Origin of the sequence: Cellulomonas gelida (genome assembly GCF_006538725.1) — a bacterium.
Taxonomy (GTDB): Bacteria; Actinomycetota; Actinomycetes; order Actinomycetales; family Cellulomonadaceae; genus Cellulomonas; species Cellulomonas gelida.
The window spans coordinates 47,080-68,247 of sequence record NZ_BJLQ01000020.1 but is presented as its reverse complement, the minus strand read 5'-3'; the positions used below and the strand labels follow the sequence as shown (position 1 = coordinate 68,247).

16 protein-coding genes and 1 tRNA gene are annotated in these 21,168 nt (G+C 68.3%); 11 read left to right on the top strand and 6 right to left on the bottom strand.

The features are described from left to right. Nucleotides 1-112: 112 nt before the first annotated feature. Nucleotides 113-595, bottom strand: coding sequence for a phage tail protein (locus tag CGE01nite_RS10400; protein ID WP_048342411.1), 483 nt, complete (start codon nt 593-595; stop codon nt 113-115). 32 nt (nt 596-627) lie between these two features. Next, nucleotides 628-2,196 (bottom strand): phage tail sheath family protein, encoded by a 1,569-nt coding sequence (locus CGE01nite_RS10395; protein WP_141370740.1) that lies wholly within the window; start codon nt 2,194-2,196, stop codon nt 628-630. 235 nt (nt 2,197-2,431) lie between these two features. Between CGE01nite_RS10395 and CGE01nite_RS10390 the strand changes: the two genes are divergently transcribed. After that, nucleotides 2,432-5,116 carry a LuxR family transcriptional regulator gene (locus CGE01nite_RS10390; RefSeq protein WP_170210941.1) on the top strand — a complete coding sequence of 895 codons (2,685 nt, stop codon included), beginning with the start codon at nt 2,432-2,434 and terminating at the stop codon, nt 5,114-5,116. Nucleotides 5,117-5,216: 100 nt separating this feature from the next. On the opposite strand, the gene xynA is transcribed toward CGE01nite_RS10390, so the two are convergent. Further along, complete coding sequence (gene xynA, locus CGE01nite_RS10385) at nt 5,217-6,209, bottom strand: endo-1,4-beta-xylanase XynA (protein ID WP_141370736.1); 993 nt, start codon at nt 6,207-6,209, stop codon at nt 5,217-5,219. Between the two features lie 378 nt (nt 6,210-6,587). On the opposite strand from xynA, the gene CGE01nite_RS10380 reads away from it, so the two are divergent. From CGE01nite_RS10380 to CGE01nite_RS10365, 4 genes are all read left to right on the top strand, one after another. Next, nucleotides 6,588-7,178: a sugar O-acetyltransferase gene (locus tag CGE01nite_RS10380; protein WP_141370734.1), complete on the top strand. Its 591-nt coding sequence runs from the start codon at nt 6,588-6,590 to the stop codon at nt 7,176-7,178. A 344-nt stretch (nt 7,179-7,522) separates the two neighbouring features. Further along, nucleotides 7,523-7,595, top strand: a tRNA-Arg gene (locus tag CGE01nite_RS10375). 244 nt (nt 7,596-7,839) lie between these two features. After that, entirely contained in the window at nt 7,840-8,895 is a 1,056-nt protein-coding gene (locus CGE01nite_RS10370) for a hypothetical protein (protein WP_141370732.1), read from the top strand. Beyond that, the gene (locus CGE01nite_RS10365; protein ID WP_141370730.1) at nt 8,888-10,225 is read left to right on the top strand and encodes a hypothetical protein; all 1,338 of its coding nucleotides are present in this window, start codon (nt 8,888-8,890) and stop codon (nt 10,223-10,225) included. Before CGE01nite_RS10370 ends, CGE01nite_RS10365 begins: the two co-directional genes overlap by 8 nt. A 284-nt stretch (nt 10,226-10,509) precedes the next feature. On the opposite strand, the gene CGE01nite_RS10360 is transcribed toward CGE01nite_RS10365, so the two are convergent. Both CGE01nite_RS10360 and CGE01nite_RS10350 read right to left on the bottom strand, forming a co-directional pair. Next, the gene (locus CGE01nite_RS10360) at nt 10,510-10,992 is read right to left on the bottom strand and encodes a tyrosine-type recombinase/integrase (protein ID WP_229747264.1); all 483 of its coding nucleotides are present in this window, start codon (nt 10,990-10,992) and stop codon (nt 10,510-10,512) included. Between the two features lie 258 nt (nt 10,993-11,250). Then, on the bottom strand, nt 11,251-11,577 hold the full coding sequence (locus tag CGE01nite_RS10350) for a hypothetical protein (protein ID WP_174773437.1): 327 nt from the start codon (nt 11,575-11,577) through the stop codon (nt 11,251-11,253). 334 nt (nt 11,578-11,911) lie between these two features. On the opposite strand from CGE01nite_RS10350, the gene CGE01nite_RS10345 reads away from it, so the two are divergent. The 3 genes from CGE01nite_RS10345 to CGE01nite_RS10335 are packed head-to-tail and all read left to right on the top strand — an operon-like array spanning nt 11,912 to nt 15,719. After that, entirely contained in the window at nt 11,912-13,264 is a 1,353-nt protein-coding gene (locus CGE01nite_RS10345; RefSeq protein WP_170210940.1) for a dsDNA nuclease domain-containing protein, read from the top strand. Further along, on the top strand, nt 13,261-13,809 hold the full coding sequence (locus CGE01nite_RS10340) for a hypothetical protein (RefSeq protein ID WP_141370726.1): 549 nt from the start codon (nt 13,261-13,263) through the stop codon (nt 13,807-13,809). Before CGE01nite_RS10345 ends, CGE01nite_RS10340 begins: the two co-directional genes overlap by 4 nt. A gap of 8 nt (nt 13,810-13,817) precedes the next feature. Beyond that, nucleotides 13,818-15,719 (top strand): AAA family ATPase, encoded by a 1,902-nt coding sequence (locus tag CGE01nite_RS10335; protein WP_170210939.1) that lies wholly within the window; start codon nt 13,818-13,820, stop codon nt 15,717-15,719. 228 nt (nt 15,720-15,947) lie between these two features. Here CGE01nite_RS10335 and CGE01nite_RS10330 read toward each other — a convergent pair whose 3' ends face one another. After that, entirely contained in the window at nt 15,948-17,177 is a 1,230-nt protein-coding gene (locus CGE01nite_RS10330) for a Fic family protein (protein ID WP_229747263.1), read from the bottom strand. Nucleotides 17,178-17,336: 159 nt separating this feature from the next. Between CGE01nite_RS10330 and CGE01nite_RS10325 the strand changes: the two genes are divergently transcribed. The 3 genes from CGE01nite_RS10325 to CGE01nite_RS10315 all read left to right on the top strand — a co-directional run bounded on the left by CGE01nite_RS10325 (nt 17,337) and on the right by CGE01nite_RS10315 (nt 21,168). Further along, on the top strand, nt 17,337-17,879 hold the full coding sequence (locus CGE01nite_RS10325) for a DUF6882 domain-containing protein (RefSeq protein ID WP_141370722.1): 543 nt from the start codon (nt 17,337-17,339) through the stop codon (nt 17,877-17,879). Between the two features lie 193 nt (nt 17,880-18,072). Beyond that, entirely contained in the window at nt 18,073-18,567 is a 495-nt protein-coding gene (locus tag CGE01nite_RS10320; RefSeq protein WP_141370720.1) for a WapI family immunity protein, read from the top strand. A gap of 444 nt (nt 18,568-19,011) precedes the next feature. Beyond that, complete coding sequence (locus tag CGE01nite_RS10315) at nt 19,012-21,168, top strand: DEAD/DEAH box helicase (RefSeq protein ID WP_141370718.1); 2,157 nt, start codon at nt 19,012-19,014, stop codon at nt 21,166-21,168.

Genomic DNA, 21,168 nt, shown 5'->3' with positions numbered 1-21,168 from the left:
GGCTCGAGCTCGTCGCGGGCCGTGGCGAGCCGCATCACGCCGTCCCGGTGGACGTCGCCGTTGCGGTCGACGTACCCCCGGGGCAGCGTGAACTCGTAGCGGGTGCGCAGGCTCACTTGACTCGCGCGAGCGACTCGACGGTGAGGGTGATGGTCTCCTTCACCGGGTCGTTCGACTCGACGCTGAGCTGGTCGGTCGAGATCTTGCTCGGCCAGCCGTTGGTGAAGTTGAACCGCGCGATCTCGGCGTTCGTGGAGTCGTACATGACGATCGAGCCGCTCTTGCGGTTGTTCGACCGGTCCGACAGCAGGATGCCCTTGTCGCGGATGTCGTTGAACCAGCCCCAGAGCTTGTCCTGCGTCATGTCCGGCGGGGCCATGCGCACGAGCTGCAGGTCGGGGGCCTTGTTCGACTTGCCGAGGGTCTTGACGACCTGGATCTTGCCGTTCGCACCGGCCTGCTCCATGGTCACGACCTCCATCTCGATGTCCAGACCGGACACCGAGCTGAGGATGGAGACGACCGAGCCGTCGATCTCGAGGAAGAAGTTCTGCGAGACGATCGGGTCGTTGTTGATGAGTGCTTCGTTGGGCATCGACGTGCTCCTTCAGTCAGGGACGGGTGCGGTCAGTTCGCGATCTGCTTGTTCTGGCTGATCCGGAAGATCACGAACTCGGCGGGCTTGACGGGCGCGATGCCGACCTCGACGACGAGCCGGCCGGCGTCGATCGACTCCGGGGGGTTGGTCGTCTCGTCGCACTTGACGAAGAACGCCTGGTCGGGCGACGCGCCGAACAGCGCCCCGGCCTGCCACAGCCCACGCAGGTACGCGTTGAGCGTGCGCTTGACGCCCTCCCACAGGGAGACGTCGTTCGGCTCGAAGACGGCCCACTGGGTGCCCTCGAGGATCGTCGACTCGATCATGTTGAACAGGCGACGCACGTTGATGTACTGCCAGTCGGTGTCCGAGGCGAGCGTGCGGGCGCCCCAGATGCGGATGCCGCGCGTGCCGAACGGGCGGATCGCGTTGATGCCGATCGGGTTGAGGATGCCCTGCTCGTTCTGCGTGATCGAGCGCTCGACGTCCAGGACGCCGCGGATCGTGTCGTTGGCCGGGGCCTTCCACACGCCGCGCGACTCGTCGGTCCGTGCCCACACGCCCGCGACGTGACCGGACGGGGGCAGCAGGATCTCGGAGCTGCCGTTGGATCCGGTCGGGTTCTCGACCTTGATCCACGGGTAGTACAGCGTCGCGAACGCGGAGTCGTACTGCGCGACGTCGCTGCGCCACTCCTTGACCTGCTGCGGCGTGAACCCGGGAGGGGCGTCGAGGATCGCGACGCGGTTGGCGTGCTGCTCGCAGTGCGCGATCAGGCTCGTCTGGACGGCCTTCCACAGGCCCAGGTCGAGCGAGCCGTCGTCCTTGGTGGCCGCGGTCAGCAGGTCGGGGACGACGACGATCGTGACGTCCTCGGCGATCGCCAGGCCGTTGATGCCCGACCGGGCCGACTCCGAGCCGGCGAACTTGCGGCCCGAGACGGCGACGGGCTTCGGGGCAGCCTTCTGGAGCGAGTACTGGCCCGGCTTGAGCAGCTCGAGCTGGCTCGACAGGTCGGTGTCCTGCGCGAGCTTGATCTCCACCTTGACCTTGGTGGACGTCTTGTTGATGACGGTCGCGGCGTCGCGCGGACCGCCGAGCGTCAGGTCGTCGTAGGTCTCGACGGCCTCGCCGGCCTCGACGATCGTGATGCTGAACGGCGCGGGGCCGTCCTCGTCGTCGGGCGCGTCGGCGGTGCTGACCAGGACCGTGAGGTCGGCGTCGGGCTCGACCGACTCGATCGCGAGCGGCAGGCCGAGCGAGCGGTCGTAGGCCGGGAGCTCGAGGCGGGCCGGCTCACCGGACGGCTCGGCGTTCGGGATCCGCACGACGTACGCCTGCGCGCCGCCGTTGAGGAAGAAGCCGTAGATCGACAGGGGCAGGAGCGCACCCTCGACGAAGCCGCCGTACAGCGACTCGAACTGGGTCCAGCTCGTCACGAGCCGCGGCGCGAGGCCGTTCGGGTCGTTCGGGTCGTCCGTCGGGAACGAGGCGGTGAACCCGACGAACGCGGCGACGGCCGTCGGGGCCGAGGTCAGGACCTTCTGAGTCGAGGGGATCTCCTCGACGTACACGCCAGGGGCTGTGTAGGTGGGCACGGGCCATCCTTCTTTCGGCTGTGGCCCCCGCGTTGGGGTCAGGACACCGGCGCGGGGTGATCGGCAGACGCAGGTGTGTCGTGCCTCGAGGCTAGGAAGCGGGCCCGTACCGGGTCATCGGTAATCGCTACGCAACGTCGCGGAGTCGGGCCCAAGGTCCGTTGCGCGCGCGACCGGGCGAAATTCTGTCCAGCCGACGAGAGCGATGGTCACTTGCCCCCGTCCACAGTCCATGATGAGGACCAAGGTCCTGCTCACCCCGTTGAAAGGCATCGACGTCGTGCCTGCCTCGCCGCGCTCGTCGCGGGCTGTGGCGCGCGACGAGCCCGAGGTCGAGCCCGTCGCACCGGTCGCGGTGGCCCAGCAGGGGTCGACGCCGTTCGCGTCGCGCCACCTCGTCATGCCGGCGTCCCGTCGTGAGGCCGTCGAACAGCTGCGCGAGTGCCTGCGCGAGGGGCGCAGCGTGCTCGTCGTCGGCGAGGCGGGGGTCGGCAAGACGGCGCTCGCGGCCCGCGCGCTCGAGGGTCTGGTGATCGACGGCCGCGCCCCGTACGTCGTGGCGCTCACGGGCGCGTCCTCCCGGGCCGGGCTGCCGCTGTCGGGGCTCGAGCCGCTGCTCGCCGACGACCTGTTCTCGATCGGCTCGTTCGCGCGGACCGTGCGCGTGCTCGGCCAGTCGCTCGCCGAGCTCGCGGGCGACGCCCCGCTCGTCCTGCGCCTCGACGACGCCCACCTGCTCGACGACGCGTCCGCGCAGGCCCTCGCGTGGGTCGTGCGGCAGCGCACGGTGCTGCTCGTGGCGACCTCGCGCTCGTCGGGCGCCTCGGACTCGCCGTGGCTCGAGCTGTGGAAGGACGACGTGGTCGAGCGCATCGACGTCGCGCCGTTCACGCTCGCGGAGATGGAGCAGTGGCTTGCGGGCGAGCTGGGCGGGCTCCCGACGGCGGACACCGTGCGCCGGATCTGGGGAGAGACGCGCGGCAACGTGTTCCACGCGCGCGAGCTGGTGCGCACGGAGCGATCCGCGGGCGGGCTGCGCGAGTACGACGGCGTGTGGATGTGGACGGGCCGCGCCACGCCCGGCTCGCGCCTGCTGGAGATCGTCGAGAACGACGTCGCGCGCCTGTCGCCGGACGCGCACCGCGCGCTCGAGGCCGTCGCGCTGCTGTGCCCCGTCCCGCTGCGCCTGCTCCTCGACGTGGTGCCGCGGACCGCGGTCGACGAGCTCACGCACACGGGCGTCGCGACGCTGCGCCCGCAGCCCTCGGCCGGCGGCAGCGAGATCGTCGTCGACCTGGCGCACGCCCTGTACGCCGAGGCCGTGCGCGCGCGGGTGCCCGGCGGTCGTCGGCGCGAGGTGCTCGACCTCGTCGCGGGCTCCACGCACGCGGCGTCGGGCGCCTCGCTCATGCGGTCGGTGATGCTCGCGATGGACTCGGGGATCGTCGTCGGACGCGCGCGGTTCGAGGCGGCGGTCTCCGAGGCGTTCACACTGCAGCAGCCCGACGTGGTGATCCGGCTCGTGGACCTGGCGCTGCGCGCGACGCCCGTGGGCGGCGAGTACTGGGCCTGCCTGATGAACTGGCGCGGCGAGGCCTGGTGGACGCAGAGCGAGCTGGTGCGCGCGGGGCGTGACGCGACCATCGTCATCGAGACGCTGCGCGCCCTGCCCACGCTGGATGCGGCGCTGGTGCGGCGGATGGTCGACGCGGTGCAGATCCTGTCCGCCGCGCTGCACGTCTCGGGGACGGACGTGGACGACGCGCTCGAGATCGCGCGGTCCACCGCGCGCTGGCTCGAGTCGATCGACGCGCCGGGGGACTGGGCCGACGAGCTCGACGTGACGCGCCTGGTCCGGCTCGGCTGGGCGGGCCGCGCGACGCAGACGCGGGCCGAGGCCCTCGCGATGCTGTCCCGCCCGCGCGTCCCGGCGACCGCGGTGCGGCTCGTCGCCCCGACGGTCCTCGGCCTGGCGGACGCGGGCCGGTTCGGCGAGGCGCGCGAGGTCGCCGAGCGCCACCTGCCGGTCGCCGAGGCGCTCGCCGACCGGTACCGGTGGGGCGTCGGCGAGATCTACGTGGTCGACATCCTCACGCGCCTGTGGTCCGGCGACCTGAGCGTGCTGGAGGAGGAGAACCTGCGGACGCTCGACGAGAACCCGGTCGCGATCGACTGGGTCGCGCTGCAGGCCGCCAAGGGCATCGCGGGGATCCTGTTCGGCGCGTGGTCGCAGGCGGCCACCGAGCTGCGCGCCGCGAACGCGCGGCTGCGCGTCAACGACCGCGGCGGGATGATCGCGTTCACCACGGCCGCTGAGGCGCTCGCGGTGGCGGCGAGCGGTGCGACGAACGCCGCACGGCACCTGCTGGCGTCCGTCGAGGCGACGCCCCTGCGCGCCGCGGCCGCGCTCGAGCCCGAGGTGCGGATGCTCAAGCTCGACGCGCTGGCGTGGCTGCGGGACCCCGGAGTGAAGGTCGAGGCGTCGCTTCTCGCGCAGTGGGCCCGCGACCGGGGTGCCTCACGCGTCGAGCTCGAGGCGCTGCACCGGTTCGTCCGCGCCGGCGGACGCTCGCCCGACGTGCTGGAGCGCGTCGCGATCCTGGCGCGCGCGGTCGAGGGCGCGCGGGCCGCGGCCGTCGCGGCGCACATCGACGCGATGGTGGGCGACGACGTCGACCTCGCCCGGATCGCGGAGCGGGACCTCAACCGCCGCGGGCTGTGGCTCCCGCCGCTCGAGCCGCCGGTCGCGCTGACGCCGCGCGAGCGCGAGATCGCGTCGCTCGCCGCGGGCGGCATGACGTCCCGCGCGATCGCCGCGCGCCTGACCCTGTCCGTGCGGACGGTGGACTCCCACCTCGCGCGCGTGTTCGCCAAGACCGGCGTCCACTCGCGCGAGGGGCTGGTCGCGGTCCTGCGCTGACCCCGCGTTCCTCGTCGGACCGGCTCGCCGAGCGTCCCGGGACGACGAAGGGGGCGCGGTCCCGACTCTCGTCGGCGCCGCGCCCCCTCGTCGGGCCGTGTCAGCAGAACGCGCTGGGCGTCCAGTTCACGTTGTTCGGACCCTTGTAGTAGGTGACGCCGAACGTGTTCCCGGCTCCGTTCGGGGTGAACGTGTTGCCGTTGCGGTTGGCGTTCCAGGAGTTCTGGATCGACTGGCCGTTCGACGGGTAGACCGTCACCGTCCAGCTGCTCGAGCCGGAGACCGTGTAGGTGACGTTGAACCGGTCACCCCACTCCTGGGTCTTGGTCGCGGAGACCGTGCAGGACCCGCCGCCCCCGCCGGGGTTGCCGCCGCCACCGTTGTTGCCGCCGTTGTTCCCACCCGACGAGCCCTCGGACACGGTGATGTTCGACGAGCCGGAGGACTGGTACCCCTCGGTCGCGAGGATCTGGTAGTTGTGCGAGCCGAGGTTCATGCCCTTGGACGCCCACGCGTCGAAGTGGTTGCCGGCCGTGATGGTGCCGCCTGTGCGCTTCTGCTGCCGCACCGACCAGTACTGGTAGAACGTCGCGGTGCCCTGGATGGAGGGCTGGTTGACGCGCTGGGTGCGGTAGATGTCGTACGTGCCGCCGTCCGAGTTCACGGTGCCCATGTACGAGCCGGTGGGCCGGTAGGTGCCCCAGTTGTCGACGATGTAGTACTCGATCAGCGGGCCGGTGGTCCACCCGTAGAGCGTCAGGTAGGCGTTCCCGGACGGGTTGAACTGGCCGGAGTAGGAGACGGCTCGGCGGGTGCCGGTCTGCCATCCCTTGCCGGCGACGAAGTTGCCCGTGTTGCGCCACGACGTCGAGTAGTTGCCGCCCGAGCCGAGGTCCATCGAGACGGTGCCCTGCGAGTCGGTCCAGAACGAGTAGTAGTACCCGTTGTTGGTCCCGGTCGAGTTCGACGAGATGGCCGACGCGGGCGCCGCGACGGCCAGACCGCCGGCCGTGAGCGCAGCTGCGGCGACGAGGCCGACGACGGACTTGAAGGAGCGGCGACGGTGTCGCGGGGCTCCGATAGTTGCGGACATTCTGCACTCCCTCGTGCGGAATCGTTGACCTTGGTCTGCGACGACCCGTCGTCCTCGGCGGGTCCCCCTGAGCGCTGGCCGGTGGGGGCCGACGCGTGCGGCCTGCGACGAGAAGCTCGCCCGCCAGGCCGTGGCAGAGCGATTCTGTGCGCGGGGGTGGGAGTGGTCAAGATGTCCGAGCATGGGAGTTTCGTTCTCTGAATCGGTTATGTTTCGGAAAGTGCGTATCCGACGGTCGTGCGTCGGTACCTGCCGTCGTCGGGCCCGCCGCGCCTCGCGCCTGGTGGGCGGTCGCTGCTCGTCGCGCCTCACGGCCGGGGGCGATCCGGCACGCGACCATGGGGGACCCACCTGCGGACGACGAACGGAACCACCCCGATGAACCTCGCAGAGCAGCGAGCGCACATCCTCACCGGCGCCATGTACGACGACCTGACCCCCGAGCTGGTGGCCGCCCGCGAGGCGACCGTGCTGCGCACCAACGAGTACAACGCGACGTTCGGCCGCCCGCCGGCTGAGCGCGAGGCGCTGCTCGCGACCCTGCTCGCTGCGGTGGGCACCGGCGTGCACTTCGAGCCCACGTTCCGGTGCGAGTTCGGCTACAACATCACGATCGGCTCGAACTTCTACGCCAACTTCGACTGCGTGATGCTCGACGGCGCCCCCATCACCATCGGCGACAACGTCCTGCTCGGCCCGCGCGTCGGGATCTTCACCTCCAACCACGCCCTCGATCCCGTCGAACGCGTCAACGGCGCCTGCTACGCCAAGCCCGTGACCATCGGCGACAACGTGTGGATCGGCGGCCACGTCACCATCAACCAGGGCGTCACCATCGGCGCCGGCTCCGTGATCGGCTCCGGAAGCGTCGTCACGCGCGACATCCCCCCGGGCGTCATCGCCGCCGGCGTCCCCGCCCGAGTCCTGCGCCCCATCACCTCAGCCGACGCGACCGGCTGGAAGCCGTAGCCGCCCGGCGCGCTCTGCGGCGCCCTTGCTCCAAGGCCGCGTGCACCCAGCCGGCCATCGAGTCCCGACGAGCGTGTCGTCGGCACCGTGGTCGGCGCCACCACCCTCGAGTGCGAGGCCGGCTCGCTGCGGCGACCGCGTCGCCGTCTCGGACGACGCGCTCGTCGTCGGCATCCTGCTGGTCCCCACCGACCAAGGCCCGCTCCCGTTCTGACCGCGTCGCTCCGGTAGGCTTCCAGCGTCCTTGCGGTCGCCTACCGGTGCTGCGGGGACTCGCAAGGATCGCCACGGCAGTCACGCAGCCCGAGCCGAATCGGCCCCGCTAGCGAACTCTGCCGGATCCCGCGCCTGTAGCTCAGGGGATAGAGCACCGCTCTCCTAAAGCGGGTGTCGGCAGTTCGAATCTGCCCAGGCGCACAGAGGTGTTATCGCAGGTCAGAGGCTGTATCAGCGCCCCGCCCGCGATGGGGGCTGTGTCCGATTTGCCCGGCGTTGGTCAGCGTGTGGTCAGCCGCTGTTCTCAGCACGTGTACGGCCTGTCAAGAACCCGGACGGACACGCCCTTCTACTCCCTCCGATCGGACGGGCTCGGCTCGCCGCGCTCAAGGGACGCGTCGCTCAAGATCCGACCGCCCCGATCCTAGATCGGTAGTCTTGACCGGTGTCCGCCAAGGTCATCACGTTCAGATCGGAGCTCAAGAGCTCGATCAGCGATTTCCTCGCGGACGCGGAGATGAGTTGTACGGCGACGGAGGAATCGCTCGTTGCTCTGGTGGTCGCCATCGCCGACTATCGAGAGGAAGGCCGGCAGCTCTTTCCGCAGATCATCATCTGTGACGATCTAGAGACCGTACTGCGGAACGTCCAGGGTTCGAGCCCGATCGAGATCGGGTCAGGACTGCGCGAGCCGGAGACCATGCTCCATGCCCTGAAGAAGTGCGCACCGCTCGCGGAGGGCGCGTGGTCCATCTGGGTGGAGCGCCAATCAGGCACCTTCCGATTCGGGGTGTACCGCGCGCCAGCCACAACGGCCATCGATGAACGAACAACGCTGCTGAGCACGCCCGCATCCGCCGACCAGTGCGCGATCCTCCTCGCCCAGCTTGCGCCGGGGGTGGTCGAACTGATCTCCACCGGTCGCGATGGTCTCAGAATCCACCTATCTGGAAGACGCCAAGAGGACACCCAAAGCGACGATGCGCAAAGGCGCGTCGCTCGGTGGTGGGCGACCGAGATACCGGACGAGCGTCTACGCGAGTCCTTCGCGAGCTTCGCAGCGGGCGTCCTGCATGACGTACTTCGAAAGGGGCACGGCGCGCTTGTCGCCGTGGCGCCCGCGGGCTCTGATGAGTGGGTGGTCGACGCGGGCGACGCGGTGATTCTAGGTGAGGCGCTAGACGCGGCCACAAAGCTGAGCGCGCAGATCGACGAGCAAACCTCTGCGGACCTATCCGACGTTTTGGCAAGTGTCGATCTCCTCTCCGGCATGCTGGGGAGCGATGGTATTACGGTGCTGGACACTGCAGGTCGGGTCGTAGCATTCAACTGGTTCATTCAAGCTGACGCGAGCGCGTCGACCGGTCGCGAGAGAGGCGGCGCGAGACACCGCGCCTTTGGAGCGCTGAAGGTTATGGTTGACGCAGGCAAACTCGCTGGCGTCTTCATTCGTTCCAGCGATGGTGCCGAGAGCGCCTACGGAGGGGCCCTAGATGCCTGACGCAGAGGTAGTCCATTGGGAAGCAAGCGACGCGACGGTTGTCCCCCGCAGTGCTAAGACCGCCGAGGCGATAGCCGGGTTCGCTAACCAGCTCTCTGAGCGCGACCGCAAGCAACTGATTCAAGCGTTCGACAGCGATCTCCTTGAGATGGGGTCTGTCTTTGTTTGGACGCGAACGATGGCGGGCCTGAAGACGCAGTTGGCTGGCCTGGGGATTGACTTCATCGCAGAGATGCTCGATAGGCCCGACATTCGTCCAGGTGCGGAAGTGCACGAGGTTCTCACCGACTACGAGGCTGTCCGGCTGGCCGAAGAGCTCGGAATGTTCGGTAGTACTCTCGCGATGCGTCTGCGCCAGAATCTCGAACTGGTCGCCCACTTCTCTAATCGCCCGGCGGACGCGGTCGATGACGAGATGATGCCGGAGGAGGCTCTGAGCGTCCTTCGGACCTGTGTGCAGACCGTTCTCGGTCGCGAGGACCTTGATATCGCTGTTGAGTTTGCCGCCTTCCGGAAGCGACTAGAGGCATCGATTCTCGACGACGAGGCGCCCGAGATTGAGGGTCTGGTTCACTCGGCATACTTCTTCAAGCGCACGGTACTCCGGCTGCTTCTTGCAGGAAGCAAGGGCTTGCGAAGTGCCCAGCTCGAGAACGTGTTGGCGAACCTGAACACACTGCTTCCCCCGCTCTGGCCGGACCTCAAGGATCCGGACCGCTACATGGTCGGTCGCGCCTACGCCGAACTGCACGCTGAAGGCCACGCGATAGCTGCGAACGGCCTTCGTTCGGCACTCCTGAAGGTCTCGGGATTCGACTTCGTGCCGGAAGGGTTCCGATCGCAGGCATTCCTCGAAGCGGCGGCGAAGTTGCAGTCCGCTCACTTCGGCTGGGACAACTTCCACAACGAGGTCGGGCCAATGCACGCTCTGGCGAGTCTGGGCACGTCCATCCCTCGGCCCGCATTCCATAGAGTCGTAACGGCGATAATTCTCATTCGGATCGGCAACCATTATGGTGTGTCGTTCGCGGCCCAGGAGCCGGCGATGGGGATGCTCCGGGACGTCACGGCGGATAGGTGGCAGTACTTCTTTGACGGCTGCCTGCCGGTTGACGATGTGCTCTTGATGGAACTGCAGGATGCGCCTATCGCCAGGCGCTGGTGTGACATGGTGGGTGAGCTTCCCCGAATCGGCGATGTCAAGCCAGCCGACAAGCGGGTCCGTCAGCTCGTGGACGCTGCGCGCCAGGGCGATGCCGCTACGGTTATGCGCAAGGCGAGTAGGTTGCTTGAAGTCATGCGCACAGAGCCGCAGAAGCAGCGAGGCTAGCGCTATTCGGCGGCACCACGTGGGCGCATTGAGAATACCTCGACTGAGGATCGCGGCGGTTCGCGAGTATGGCGGAGGGTGCTCGTTTGGCGCTGCATGGTGGCGCGCAGTCCTCGTGTCCGGCCGGTCTCGGAGCCAGACAGCGGAGGTCAGTCGGAACGGCGGGGAGCGCCTGCGGGGATCCGTCGATTTCCTTGCGCGGCTGCATCGACGGAACCGCCGGCAGCCGCTCGATCGCCTGCCACGTCACTTCGCTGGAGACAGGTGCCCGTACAGGTTCATCGTCATGGTCGCCGGATCACCTGCACCGCCTTCACGTCCGCACCGGCCGCGATTAGCAGCGCCGCAGCGGTGTGCCGGAGGTCGTGGATCGTCGTCCCCTCGACGCCTGCCCTCCGCGTTGCCTCCATCCACCCGGACCGCGCGCGGAAGTTGGTGTTCGTCCAGACACTCCCGGCCGGGCTCGAGAACAGGTACCCGCCCGGCGCGGTGAAGGCGACCCGCGTCCGCACGTACTCGTCCAGCGCCGCGGGCACCGGCACGGTCCGGGCCTGGTGCGTCTTCGTCGGCCCGAACACCGCCCCACTCGTCCGCTTGGCTGGGTCGATCCACGAGCCGGCGTCCAACTCGGCGAGCTGGTCGGCCTCCCAGCGCTTGGCATCGACCCGGCGCCCTAGCGACCGCTGAGCGTTGACGCGACCCTCGAAGAACACCTTCGCACGCCAGGTCACGTTCCCCGTCGGGTACGCCCGCCTGGTGACGGACATCAGCGCCGATTGACCGGCGTCGTTGGCTCGCGCTCGACCCACGTCGCCGGGAGGAGGATCACCGTGCCGAGGCGCCGGAACGGGATCTGCTGGTGCTCGACAGGTGGCACAGCGTCCGGGGCGGTACTCCGAGCACCCGCGCCGTGTCCTTCACGCGGTAGTACTGCCCGGGCCGGGCCGGGCCGGGGTGGCGGGGACGGTGTGCTGTGCGGTGGTGGTCATGACCTTCTCCTTCTGTTGGGTTGGGTGTGGCGGTGGTCAGCGACCGAGCACCGGTCCATCGGCGTACGACGGCGGCGGTGCGGTCAAGGGGTGCGGCGTGGGCTGTGGAGGCCAGGGGTTCCACGGTTGCTGTGGACGCACGGGCGGCACGATTGGCGCGGCACGGCCGGGGTGGTAGGTGTCCGACGTTTCAGTGGCGCTGGGCTCGGCGTGGCTGGACGCGAGGACCTGCTCGAGTACCTCGCGGCCCGACGACGGCGCGTGTCCGGGCAGGCAGTCCGGGTCGCCCTGGTCGACGACGACGAAGGCGCGGTTGGTGTGGCGGCCGCGGCTCATCGCGCCGCAGAGGTCCTCGCGGCCCATGCCCGGGGTGGCGATGGTGTGGGTCTCATCGACGGCCGCCCCAGGGCCACTCCTCTTGCACCGATGCGACGAACGCGGGCACGCGCCGTCGCTTGGGCCGAGGCCGCCCCATGAATTACCAGCTATAGCGGCCGGCTGAGACGCGGAGACGGCCCACCCCTACCGCGCCGTGCTAGTCGCGACCGGAACGAGCATGCGAGGAGGCCCAGACTCAGAACGAGAAGCAAGCGAACCGGCCACGGCGGCCGAGCCGAGGAACGCCCCGGAACCAAGTCTCCTTCTCGAGCACGCCGAACGACTAGCCTCTGGCCAACACGTCTGGAGGGGGAACCGGGTGACCGCGATCGACACGCTCACCGCTGCGTCACCGCCGGACGATGCCGGAGCCGACACAGCGGACCGCTACGACTGGCAAGCGCTCACCGCTGCGGTCGACGCCCTGTCAATGATCCTCGGGGCCAAGCGCGCCGGTCGATCGATCGAGGATGTGCTCGTAGTCTGCGAGTATCACGAGGACTACGTGCTATGCGACGGCGACTCGGTGCTGCTGGTGAGCGTCAAGCACCGGGAATCCGGTGCCGGAAGCTGGACGTTCGCTCCGCTCTTCACTGACGGCGGTCTGGCTCACCTCTTCTTACGTTGGTGCGCTCTCAGCGAGGACTCCCGGTGCCGGCTCGTGACAAATGTCGGCCTTCGGAATGGAGAACCGGCGCGGCTGAGTCAGATCTGCGAGCGGCTCCGAACCGCCGGCCCGGGTCCTCGCACATTTGAAGAGTCCGAGATGATCAGAAGCGCCTGCGCGCGGATCCTAGATGCGATTCCCGCAGACAAAGTCGTACCAGAATGGGCCGCACGGCTGCCCGCTGGCGGACGCTGGTCCCAAGTGTTCGAGGACGCCGTAACGAGATTCCTCGGTATTCTATCCTTCGACTGCGACCGCGTGTCGCGCCATCACCTGCCGGCCGCAGCGGCCGCGATGTACATGCGCCCGGTGCTCCAGGAGCTCGGGATCGACGACTCACTTGCTGATGCTGCGTGGGAGACCGTCAGTGGGCTCTTTCGCGAACGAATGCGCGGACGTACCACACCCGCTCGCGAAGCGATGGAGATCCGTATTAGGAGTCTGGCCGACCTAACCCCGGAGGCGAGAGAGTGCCACCGGGCCGAGGACCGCGCAATCGCGGGTGAAGACATTCTAAGAGCTCTCGCTATCGCGCGCGATGTTGCGATCCTGCCCGTACCCCGCGGACGGAGCATGGCCCCCACGCGGCTTGCCATCAAGCTCGTGAACGCTGGGTGTCACGACACGACGGTTCACGCTGCCGAGGCCGCCGCGAGACAGTGGCGGGAGTACGAACTAGACATGAACCTGCAGCCGGGTACGGCACAGGACCTCGCCCGCCTTAAGGTCCGCACGCTCCTTGCGGTATCGGATCTGCATGAACGATGCGCAGAAGGTGCAGAACAGGCCGACTACGGTCCAGTGATGTGGCGCATGATGCGAGACGTCGTTAGGGAGCCGCGACTTCAAGATGGCGGAGGGTTGTTCGTCGATGACGAACTTATCCTTGGGTTGGTGTGTGACCTGACGAGCGAGTGCAAGGTCTGGTTCAGTGACTACTTCGACATTGACGCTGGCCGCGATGCATTCCCAAACCGTCTAGAGGGCGAAACTGTGACGTCATGACTGAATCTTCAGACCTCGCAGCACTGCTGGGTCAAGAGGACCTGCTGCATCAGCAGTTGCGAGTCCTTCTCCTGGTTACCGCGGTCGCAAAAGAGCCGGGCAATGCCGGAAAACTCGACGGGTTGACTAAGCTAGCGAAACTTGACTTCATAGCACGCTACCCAAACTTGGCGGGCAACGTCGCACGCGAACTCGGCATAGATTCGCCGGACGTCGGAGGCAGTCCTCCAACGGCGACGCCGATGATCCGATACAGGTACGGGCCGTGGGATGACCAGTACTATCCGGTTATCGGAGCTCTGGTCGGGCGAGGTCTGGTTCGATACGCGGCCGGCAGGAAGGGGAGCGTCGGATTGGCCCCCACCGCCGCGGGAATAGAGATTGCGGCGCGGATGCGCAAAGAGCCTTCATGGGCGCAGGTTGCGTCGCACTACGATCAAGTAGCGCGTGCATTCGGAGGTCTCACCGGCAACAAACTCAAGCAAGCGATCTACAGCGCCCTGCCGGAACTACACGACATGCCTTATCGAACGGAGTTGAGATGAGGGCTCGGATGCGGCTCAACGCGCTGACGCTACATACAGCGCCTGGTCCAGTTCGTTACGACTTCCGCGGACCGCTGACCGTACTAACCGGCCCCGTCGGCGTGGGGAAGAGCTCGCTCTTCGAGCTCATGAAGCATGCGCTCGGGGGAAGTGCGCGGGTCGCACCGGTTGCACGCGACTTCGTCGAGTTCGTGGAACTTGAGCTAGATGTGGGCGATGAGCGGTACCGCCTCAGCCGGAACGTGCAGGGCGACAGCTCACGAGTTGGAGTATTTGACATGAAGGAACGGCGCGAGGTCGGCTTACTCCCAGTCGCGGCCAGGCCGGACGCCGAGGGCACAACTGTGGGCGCGCTGCTGCTTCGAGCTTTGGGCCTTCCTGACGATACGCATACCACGTCGGCAAAGCGCACGGCCAGGGTCACCTTCAACAATGTTTGGTCTTTTCTCTATGTCGAGCAGCGTGAGATCGACCGAAGCATCGCTCGAAACAACGATTCTTGGTCCGAGCCTGCCCGCAAGACGACCTTTGAACTTCTGTTCGGCTTAACAAACCGGGAAGTCCTGCGCCTGCGAAAGTCTCAACTGGACTGGGAACAGAGGCGCGAAGAGGCTGCGCGCGAGGAGCGGGCCGTGATCAAGTTCCTGGAAGACAGCAAGACGCGTAGCAGGGCGGAGGCGGCGGCACTCGCCGCAGAGAACGAACGGCGTATTGTTGATGCGCGGAGAAGACTTGCTGGCATTATGGAAGAATCTGAGAGCGTGCGCGGAGAAGTGGGCGTCCTCCGTACGCTAGTTCTACACGCGCGCAGGGAGCAGTCCCTGCTCGCTGAGGCGCATGGTGCTACACAATTGGAGCTCGGCGAGCGCAGGCACCTGTTGCGTTCCCTTGAGACTCGTTCGGAGGAACTTGGTAGAGGCGAGGCGGCGGCCAGTCTCCTCGGACCCATCGACTTCGTTGTGTGCCCCAGGTGCTCGCAATCCGTCAAGGAACGGCGCCCTCCCACCGGCGCATGTGTGCTGTGCCTTCAACCCGAGCCCGAGCCGACGGGCCTGTTGGAGCGCCGCGCCGCAGACGATCGCGAGCGGTTGGCCAGCCAGCTCGCAGAAGCGCGCGTGCTGGTGCAGTCCGCCGAAGCAGACCTTGCCGAGTACGCCGAGCGAATCGAAGTTGCGCAGGCGAACCTCTCGAACCTCGAGTCCGCGCTGGATGAGCAGACGAAGAGTTTTGTTAGCCCACGGCTCGCAGCAGTCGCAGAAGCGTCTGTCGAACTCGCCCGCGCCGAGACGACGGTGGGCTCGCTAGAGCAGGTGTTGCGGCAATGGGATCGGGCCGCCGACTTGCAGCGCGCGACCGTCGCTGCCGGCGAGGAAGTAGGGCGCCTCATCGAGGTCCGTCAGTGGGAGGAGGATAAGCTGGCGCGTACGCGTGAGCGCCTTCTAGCTGTGCTCAGTGAGAACTACGACGAGATGGTTCGCGCGCTGGGCATCCCGTCGGTCCAGGAAGCCTATATTGACGTCCGCAACTACCTGCCCTACGTGAACGGTGACCGCTTTGATCGAATAAGTACCGGTGGGATCATGACCAGCCTGGTAACGGCTTACTGGCTGGCGGTCGTGGCCACAGCGCTTCGGGAAGGAGTTGAGACTTACCCGACGTTGCTTATTGTGGACACGCCGAGGAAGTCGATCGGTGCGCAGAACGCCGATCTTGCCGATGAACTGTATAGGCAGCTGGACATCCTTGCTGGTGTCTATGGCGATCGGATGCAGGTGATAGTTGCGGATAATGATATACCGAGGGACATCTCGAAGCGCTGGCAGGAGATGCGGTTCGACTACCCCAGCCCGACGGTCCCTACAGTGGCCCACCCCGGCCCGTCCCGAGTCAAGCCGATTGATCAAGACTAGGCCTGAGGTGCTTCTGAGGGTGGCGTGCAGCGTTGTGGTCAGCGTGTGGTCAGCGAGCACCGTGGAACGGGGTCACCACGCGAACTGCCGGCATGTATTTCCGCAGGCTAGAGCGTTTCCACAATGCAAGATCGAACTCCTAAAGCAGGTGTCGGCCGTTCGGATTCGCCCTGGCGTGCAGACTGTTGAGTGGGTCACGCACTTGCGACCATGGCCCGCCCAGTTCCGCTAGCGACGGGAGATGTGCTGTGCGTACTGGTCGAGCACGTCCAGGATCCCCGAGTGCTGCCAGATGCGATTGCGCTTCATCCCGGTGCGTTCGGTCAGGACCCCGGCGTCGGTGAGTTGCGCCAGCGCTCGCTGCGCGGCGACCTCGTTCGTCCCGAGGCGGTCGACCAGCAGTCGCGCGTTGACCACCGGGTTCGAGACGAGCAGGGGAACGACCCGCCAGGCGGAGGCCTGCGACCTCAGCCGTCGAGCCGTCAGGGCCTCGCGGGCTGCGTCGACCTGAGCGGCCAGGTCGTCGACGAGTCTCTCGCCGGTGAAGGCCGCGTACCGACTCGCGCGGGTGAACTGCTCGACGATGGGCCGGGCGTCGCCACGGCGATAGGCGCCGAGGGCGGAGAAGTACGCCTCGGTGTCCGTCAGGAGCCCGGCCGATACGGGCGCCGTCGTGCGGGTCATGACGCCCTTGCCGCGCAGGATCGCGTGGACCAGCGCCCGCCCCGTGCGGCCGTTGCCGTCAGCGAACGGGTGGATGGTCTCGAACTGCGCGTGCGCGATGGCGGCCTGGACGATGACGGGCACGTCGTCGCGAGCCAAGTAATGGACCAGGTCGTCCATCGCCTGGGGCACCTGCTCGGCCTGGGGCGCGACGTGCGACGCGCCCCGCGGGCTGATCCTGCTCCGGCCGACCCAGACCAGCTCGTCACGGTACCTGCCGGCGTGCTGCTCCCAGCCTCGCTGCCGGCCCAGCAAACGGTCGTGCATCGCGAGGATGGCGCTCTCGTCGAGGCGGTCGGCGAGGGCGAGCGCGGCCTCCATCGTGCGGACGTTGGCAACGACGAAATTCGCGTTCTCGCTGCCGGCCTGGTCGATCTCGGCCAGGGCGAGCTGGCGGGCGCCGACCGTGAGGTTCTCGATCTGCGACGACGAGGCCGACTCGGTGCGCAGCAGGATCGACGACATCGGGCCGAGCGTCGGGCTCTCGGCGCCGAGCTTTGTGCTCGCGTACAGGTCGAACCGTGCGAGCGCTGCGGTCGCCTCGTCGACATCGGCCCCCAGGTCCGAGGGGATCGTCACGGAGTGGTCGGCGATCCGCGCGGGCATGCTCGACTCGTACGGACCCGACGCGCTCGAGAGCTGGGCGCGCGAGCTCATGCCGTCGATCTGCGCGAGCCAGGTGTGCGACTCCTGCGCCATCGCGGGAACCGCGAGGGGCTCAGCTTCCGTTGCCACATCCGAACTGTACTTACATTTTCAGCAAAAGTGTTAGTAAGGACGGTCACTCTCTCACGTCGGGCTCAGGGCTCGCCGCTCGCTCGAGCTCTGGAGCCCGAACGGGTGGCTCGAACAACGGCACGCCAATCCGACGGGAGGACCTGCGACTCTTCATGGATGGCACTCTTCCGACGCTCGCCAAAGCCCGCAGCGGCGACGCCACCGGCGGCTGACGACCTCGCGACTCTGCTGCTGGAGGGCGAGGACATGCTCGACCGACTGGCGGCGGCACACAGAGATCGGTGGGGCGCCGGATCGGCTGACTCGTGGTCGGTCGACCTGGGCGCAGGCACCATCGCGTGGACGTTCGCCGACAAGCGCGTCGTCGCACCCGTGCAGATCCTGGGCAGCTACGTCCAGTCATCGGGCTCGTGGCGGTGGGCCTGGTCGAACGAGAGGATCCCCGCGCGGGTCCGGGCGGACGCGGACCGGCTCCGTTCGTGGGGCGAGGCCGGCGGTCATACGGCATTCACGGGAGCGGAGCTCCAGGTGGACGAGCAGACAGCGATGACCTTGGCGGCGATCGCTGTCCGGGTCACGAGAGCGACTGGCTTCTACCGGGGTGATCACGGGGCGATCCCCTACATGACGTTCGGGGCAGTGACCATTGAGCCCAACGATGGTGCGCCGTCCACCTTCACCGTCAGCATCCCCGCGTAGAGGGCTCGCCGGGCAGTTACCAGCGCGCGGCGGAGGAGCTGTTGGCCTTGCTCGACGACGACGAGCTGGTCACGCTGGCCCAGATGCTGTGGAAGCTCAGTGCCGGACCTGCGGCCACCGCCGGGGGCTGACGGCGGGTGACGCGGATTCAGAGCGCCAAGTCACTCGACGGGTGCGATGCGAGGGAGGGAATGTGCGGCTGACGTCGTCTGACGGCGCGTGGGTCGAACTGCGCCCGGTGCGGTACCAGTCCGGACGGGGGAGGCCGCAGGCGGACGGCGGTTTCGACTTCGACGGCAACTGGGTGGTGATCGACGGCCACGTGCGCACCGCGGAAGGGGTCGAGTACTCGTTCCGTGACCCCTGCCTGCTCACCGATGACCTGCGGGAGATCTCGGGGTGGCTGAAGGCGGTCGCCGATCGTCGCGTGCCACCGACTCCATGGCCCGCGGACGAGGCGTCACTGTTGGCATTCACCGAGCCGAACATCGCCTTCAGCGTCCACGCCGACGTGGGGCGCGACATCCGGCTCAGAGTCCACCTCTCGCTTGAAGCCGGCCCACCATCGCGGGGATCGGACCGGCCCGGGCTCTATGAGTACTTCGTCGATCTCAGCCTGACGCCCGACGGCCTCGGCACAGCCGCGGAGGCGTGGGACATGGAGATCGCCGCATTTCCGCGACGGTAGCTGAGGCGACCGAAGCGTCGACTCGCGATTGGCGCTGGAAGCTGGGCAGGCGGGCGAGGTGTTGCACCAACTCGGGCTCGGCACACGAGTTGGGAGGTGAACGCGGGGCGGCGCTGCAGGCTGGTGGGTGAAACGCCCGTGAGCGTTGGGGCTCGTCGTGCGCGGCGGCGGTACGCTGCGCGTGGTGTGGTGATCGGGCAGGGCGATGAGTCCGCCCAGCGGTGATCCACCGAGGTGCGCCAGGTGGCGTGTCTCTCTCGGCATGAGCGCGGCCCTGTGGGCGGCGCAGGCTGGCTGCCGCGCTGTGACCCGGCGCCCGTTTCTGGGGCGCCCCGGCACACGTGGCCTTCGTCAGTGGGCTGACACGGCGTCGACCCGGTCTCGGGCGACTGCGGCACGGCGTGCCGCACCGCGGTTGCGGTGTGGCCGCTCGAAGGAGGAGATGTGGCACGTCCCAGCGGGCAGCGCGGGTCCGGTCGTGCGCGCACGGACTCCGGCGGGCAGCGTCGTCGTGCCCCTTCGCGTCCCGCTGAGAAAGAGCTGATCCCGGTCCTGGCCGAGGTCGCCCGTGACGTCGACCGGGCGGTGCAGAAGCCGCCGACGCGCCCCGTGGTCCGCACGAAGTTCCAGGTCGTGGCGCTGCTGGTGCGCGAGGAGCGCGCGCGGGTCATGGCGGACACGGAGATGGGTGGCGCGCGGCGCACCGAGCAGCTCAAGCGGCTGGACGGGGTCGCGACGATGCTCGCGAAGACCGCGGCCCGCGACACGTCCCTGCTGGCGCTGCTCGCCGACGACGCCCGGGTCACCGACGCGGCGCGTGCGTTCAAGGCGACGGTGATGCGCGCGGGCGGGATGGAGCCGCCCGACGAGCCGGAGCCCACCCCGCCGCCCGCACCGACGCCCACCGCCAACAACCAGGTGGTGCCGCGCTCGGTGATCTCGCGACAGCTCGCGAACCCGTTCCTGGCGCCGGACTTCGAGGCCGCGGCCGAGCGGTCCGCGGCGCGGGCCCGGCGACTGGCCGGGTGGGAGCTGCTCGAGCCGCTGTTCCGGTCCTTCGAGTACGCCGCGACGGGTCAGCCCGCGTGCATGGCGCTGCCCGAGCCGCGGCCGGTGCCGCTGCCCGCGGGGCGTGAGCTGATGCCGCACCAGGCGCAGGTGGTCGCCGCGACGTCGCGCGGGCACCGCACGTTCCTGCTCGCCGACGAGCCCGGGCTCGGCAAGACGGCCCAGGCCCTCCTGGCGGCGCAGGCCGCCGACGCCTACCCGCTGCTCGTCGTCGTCCCCAACGTGGTGAAGACCAACTGGGCGCACGAGGTCTCGCTGTGGACGCCGTTCCGGCGGGCGACCGTGGTGCACGGCGACGGGGAGCAGGTCGACGCGTTCGCGGACGTCGTGATCGTCAACTACGAGATCCTCGACCGGCACGTGGGCTGGCTGGGGGACTTCGGGTTCCGCGGGATGGTCGTCGACGAGGCGCACTTCATCAAGAACAAGTCCTCGCAGCGCTCCCAGCACGTGCTGAACCTGTCCGAGCGGATCCGCACCCGCACGGCCCGGCCGCTGCTGATGGCCCTCACCGGCACGCCGCTGATCAACGACATCGAGGACTTCCGGGCGATCTGGCAGTTCCTCGGCTGGATCGACGACGCCAAGCCGCTCGGCAAGTTGATGACCGCGCTCGAGGAGACCGGCCTGACGCCCGCGGACCCCGGCTTCTACGCCGCGGCGCGCGCCAGCGTGATCGACATGGGCATCGTGCGACGCCGCAAGGCGGACGTGGTGGCGGACATCCCCGCCCGCCGGGTCGCGGACCTGCCGGTCGAGCTCGACGGCGCCGTCGGCCGGTCCATCCGCGCCGCCGAGGAGGCGCTCACCAACCGGCTCGTCCAGCGCTACCGGGCGGCGATCGAGAACCGCGGCGACGGCGCGATCGTGGGCGGGATGATCGACCACGACCTCGTCCGACGAGTGGCGGCCGGCGAGCTCAAGGACTCCAGCTCGAAGGCCAGCGGCGAGAACGTGTTCACGATGGTCCGTCGGATCGGGCAGGCCAAGGCCGGGCTGGCCGCGGACTACGCCGCCCAGCTCGCGCGCAACGTCGGCAAGGTCGTGTTCTTCGCCAAGCACGTCGACGTCATGGACCAGGCCGAGCAGACGTTCGCCGACCGTGGCATCCGCTACGCCTCGATCCGCGGCGAGCAGACGACGAAGGCCCGCGAGAAGGCGATCACCGCGTTCACCGAGGACCCCGAGGTCGAGATCGTCGTGTGCTCGCTCCTGGCCGCCGGCGTGGGGCTGAACCTGCAGGTCGCGTCCAACCTGGTGCTCGCCGAGCTGTCCTGGACGGACGCCGAGCAGACGCAGGCGATCGACCGCATCCACCGCATCGGCCAGTCCGAGCCGGTCACCGCGTGGCGCATCATCGCCGCGCAGACCATCGACGCCAAGATCGCCGAGCTCATCGACAGCAAGTCGGCCCTCGCGGCCCGGGCGTTGGACGGCGCCGACGACGAGGACGCCTCGTCGTCCACGGACGTCCAGCTCGAGACGCTCGTCAGCCTGCTCACCGACGCCCTCACCACCGACACGGTGATCTGA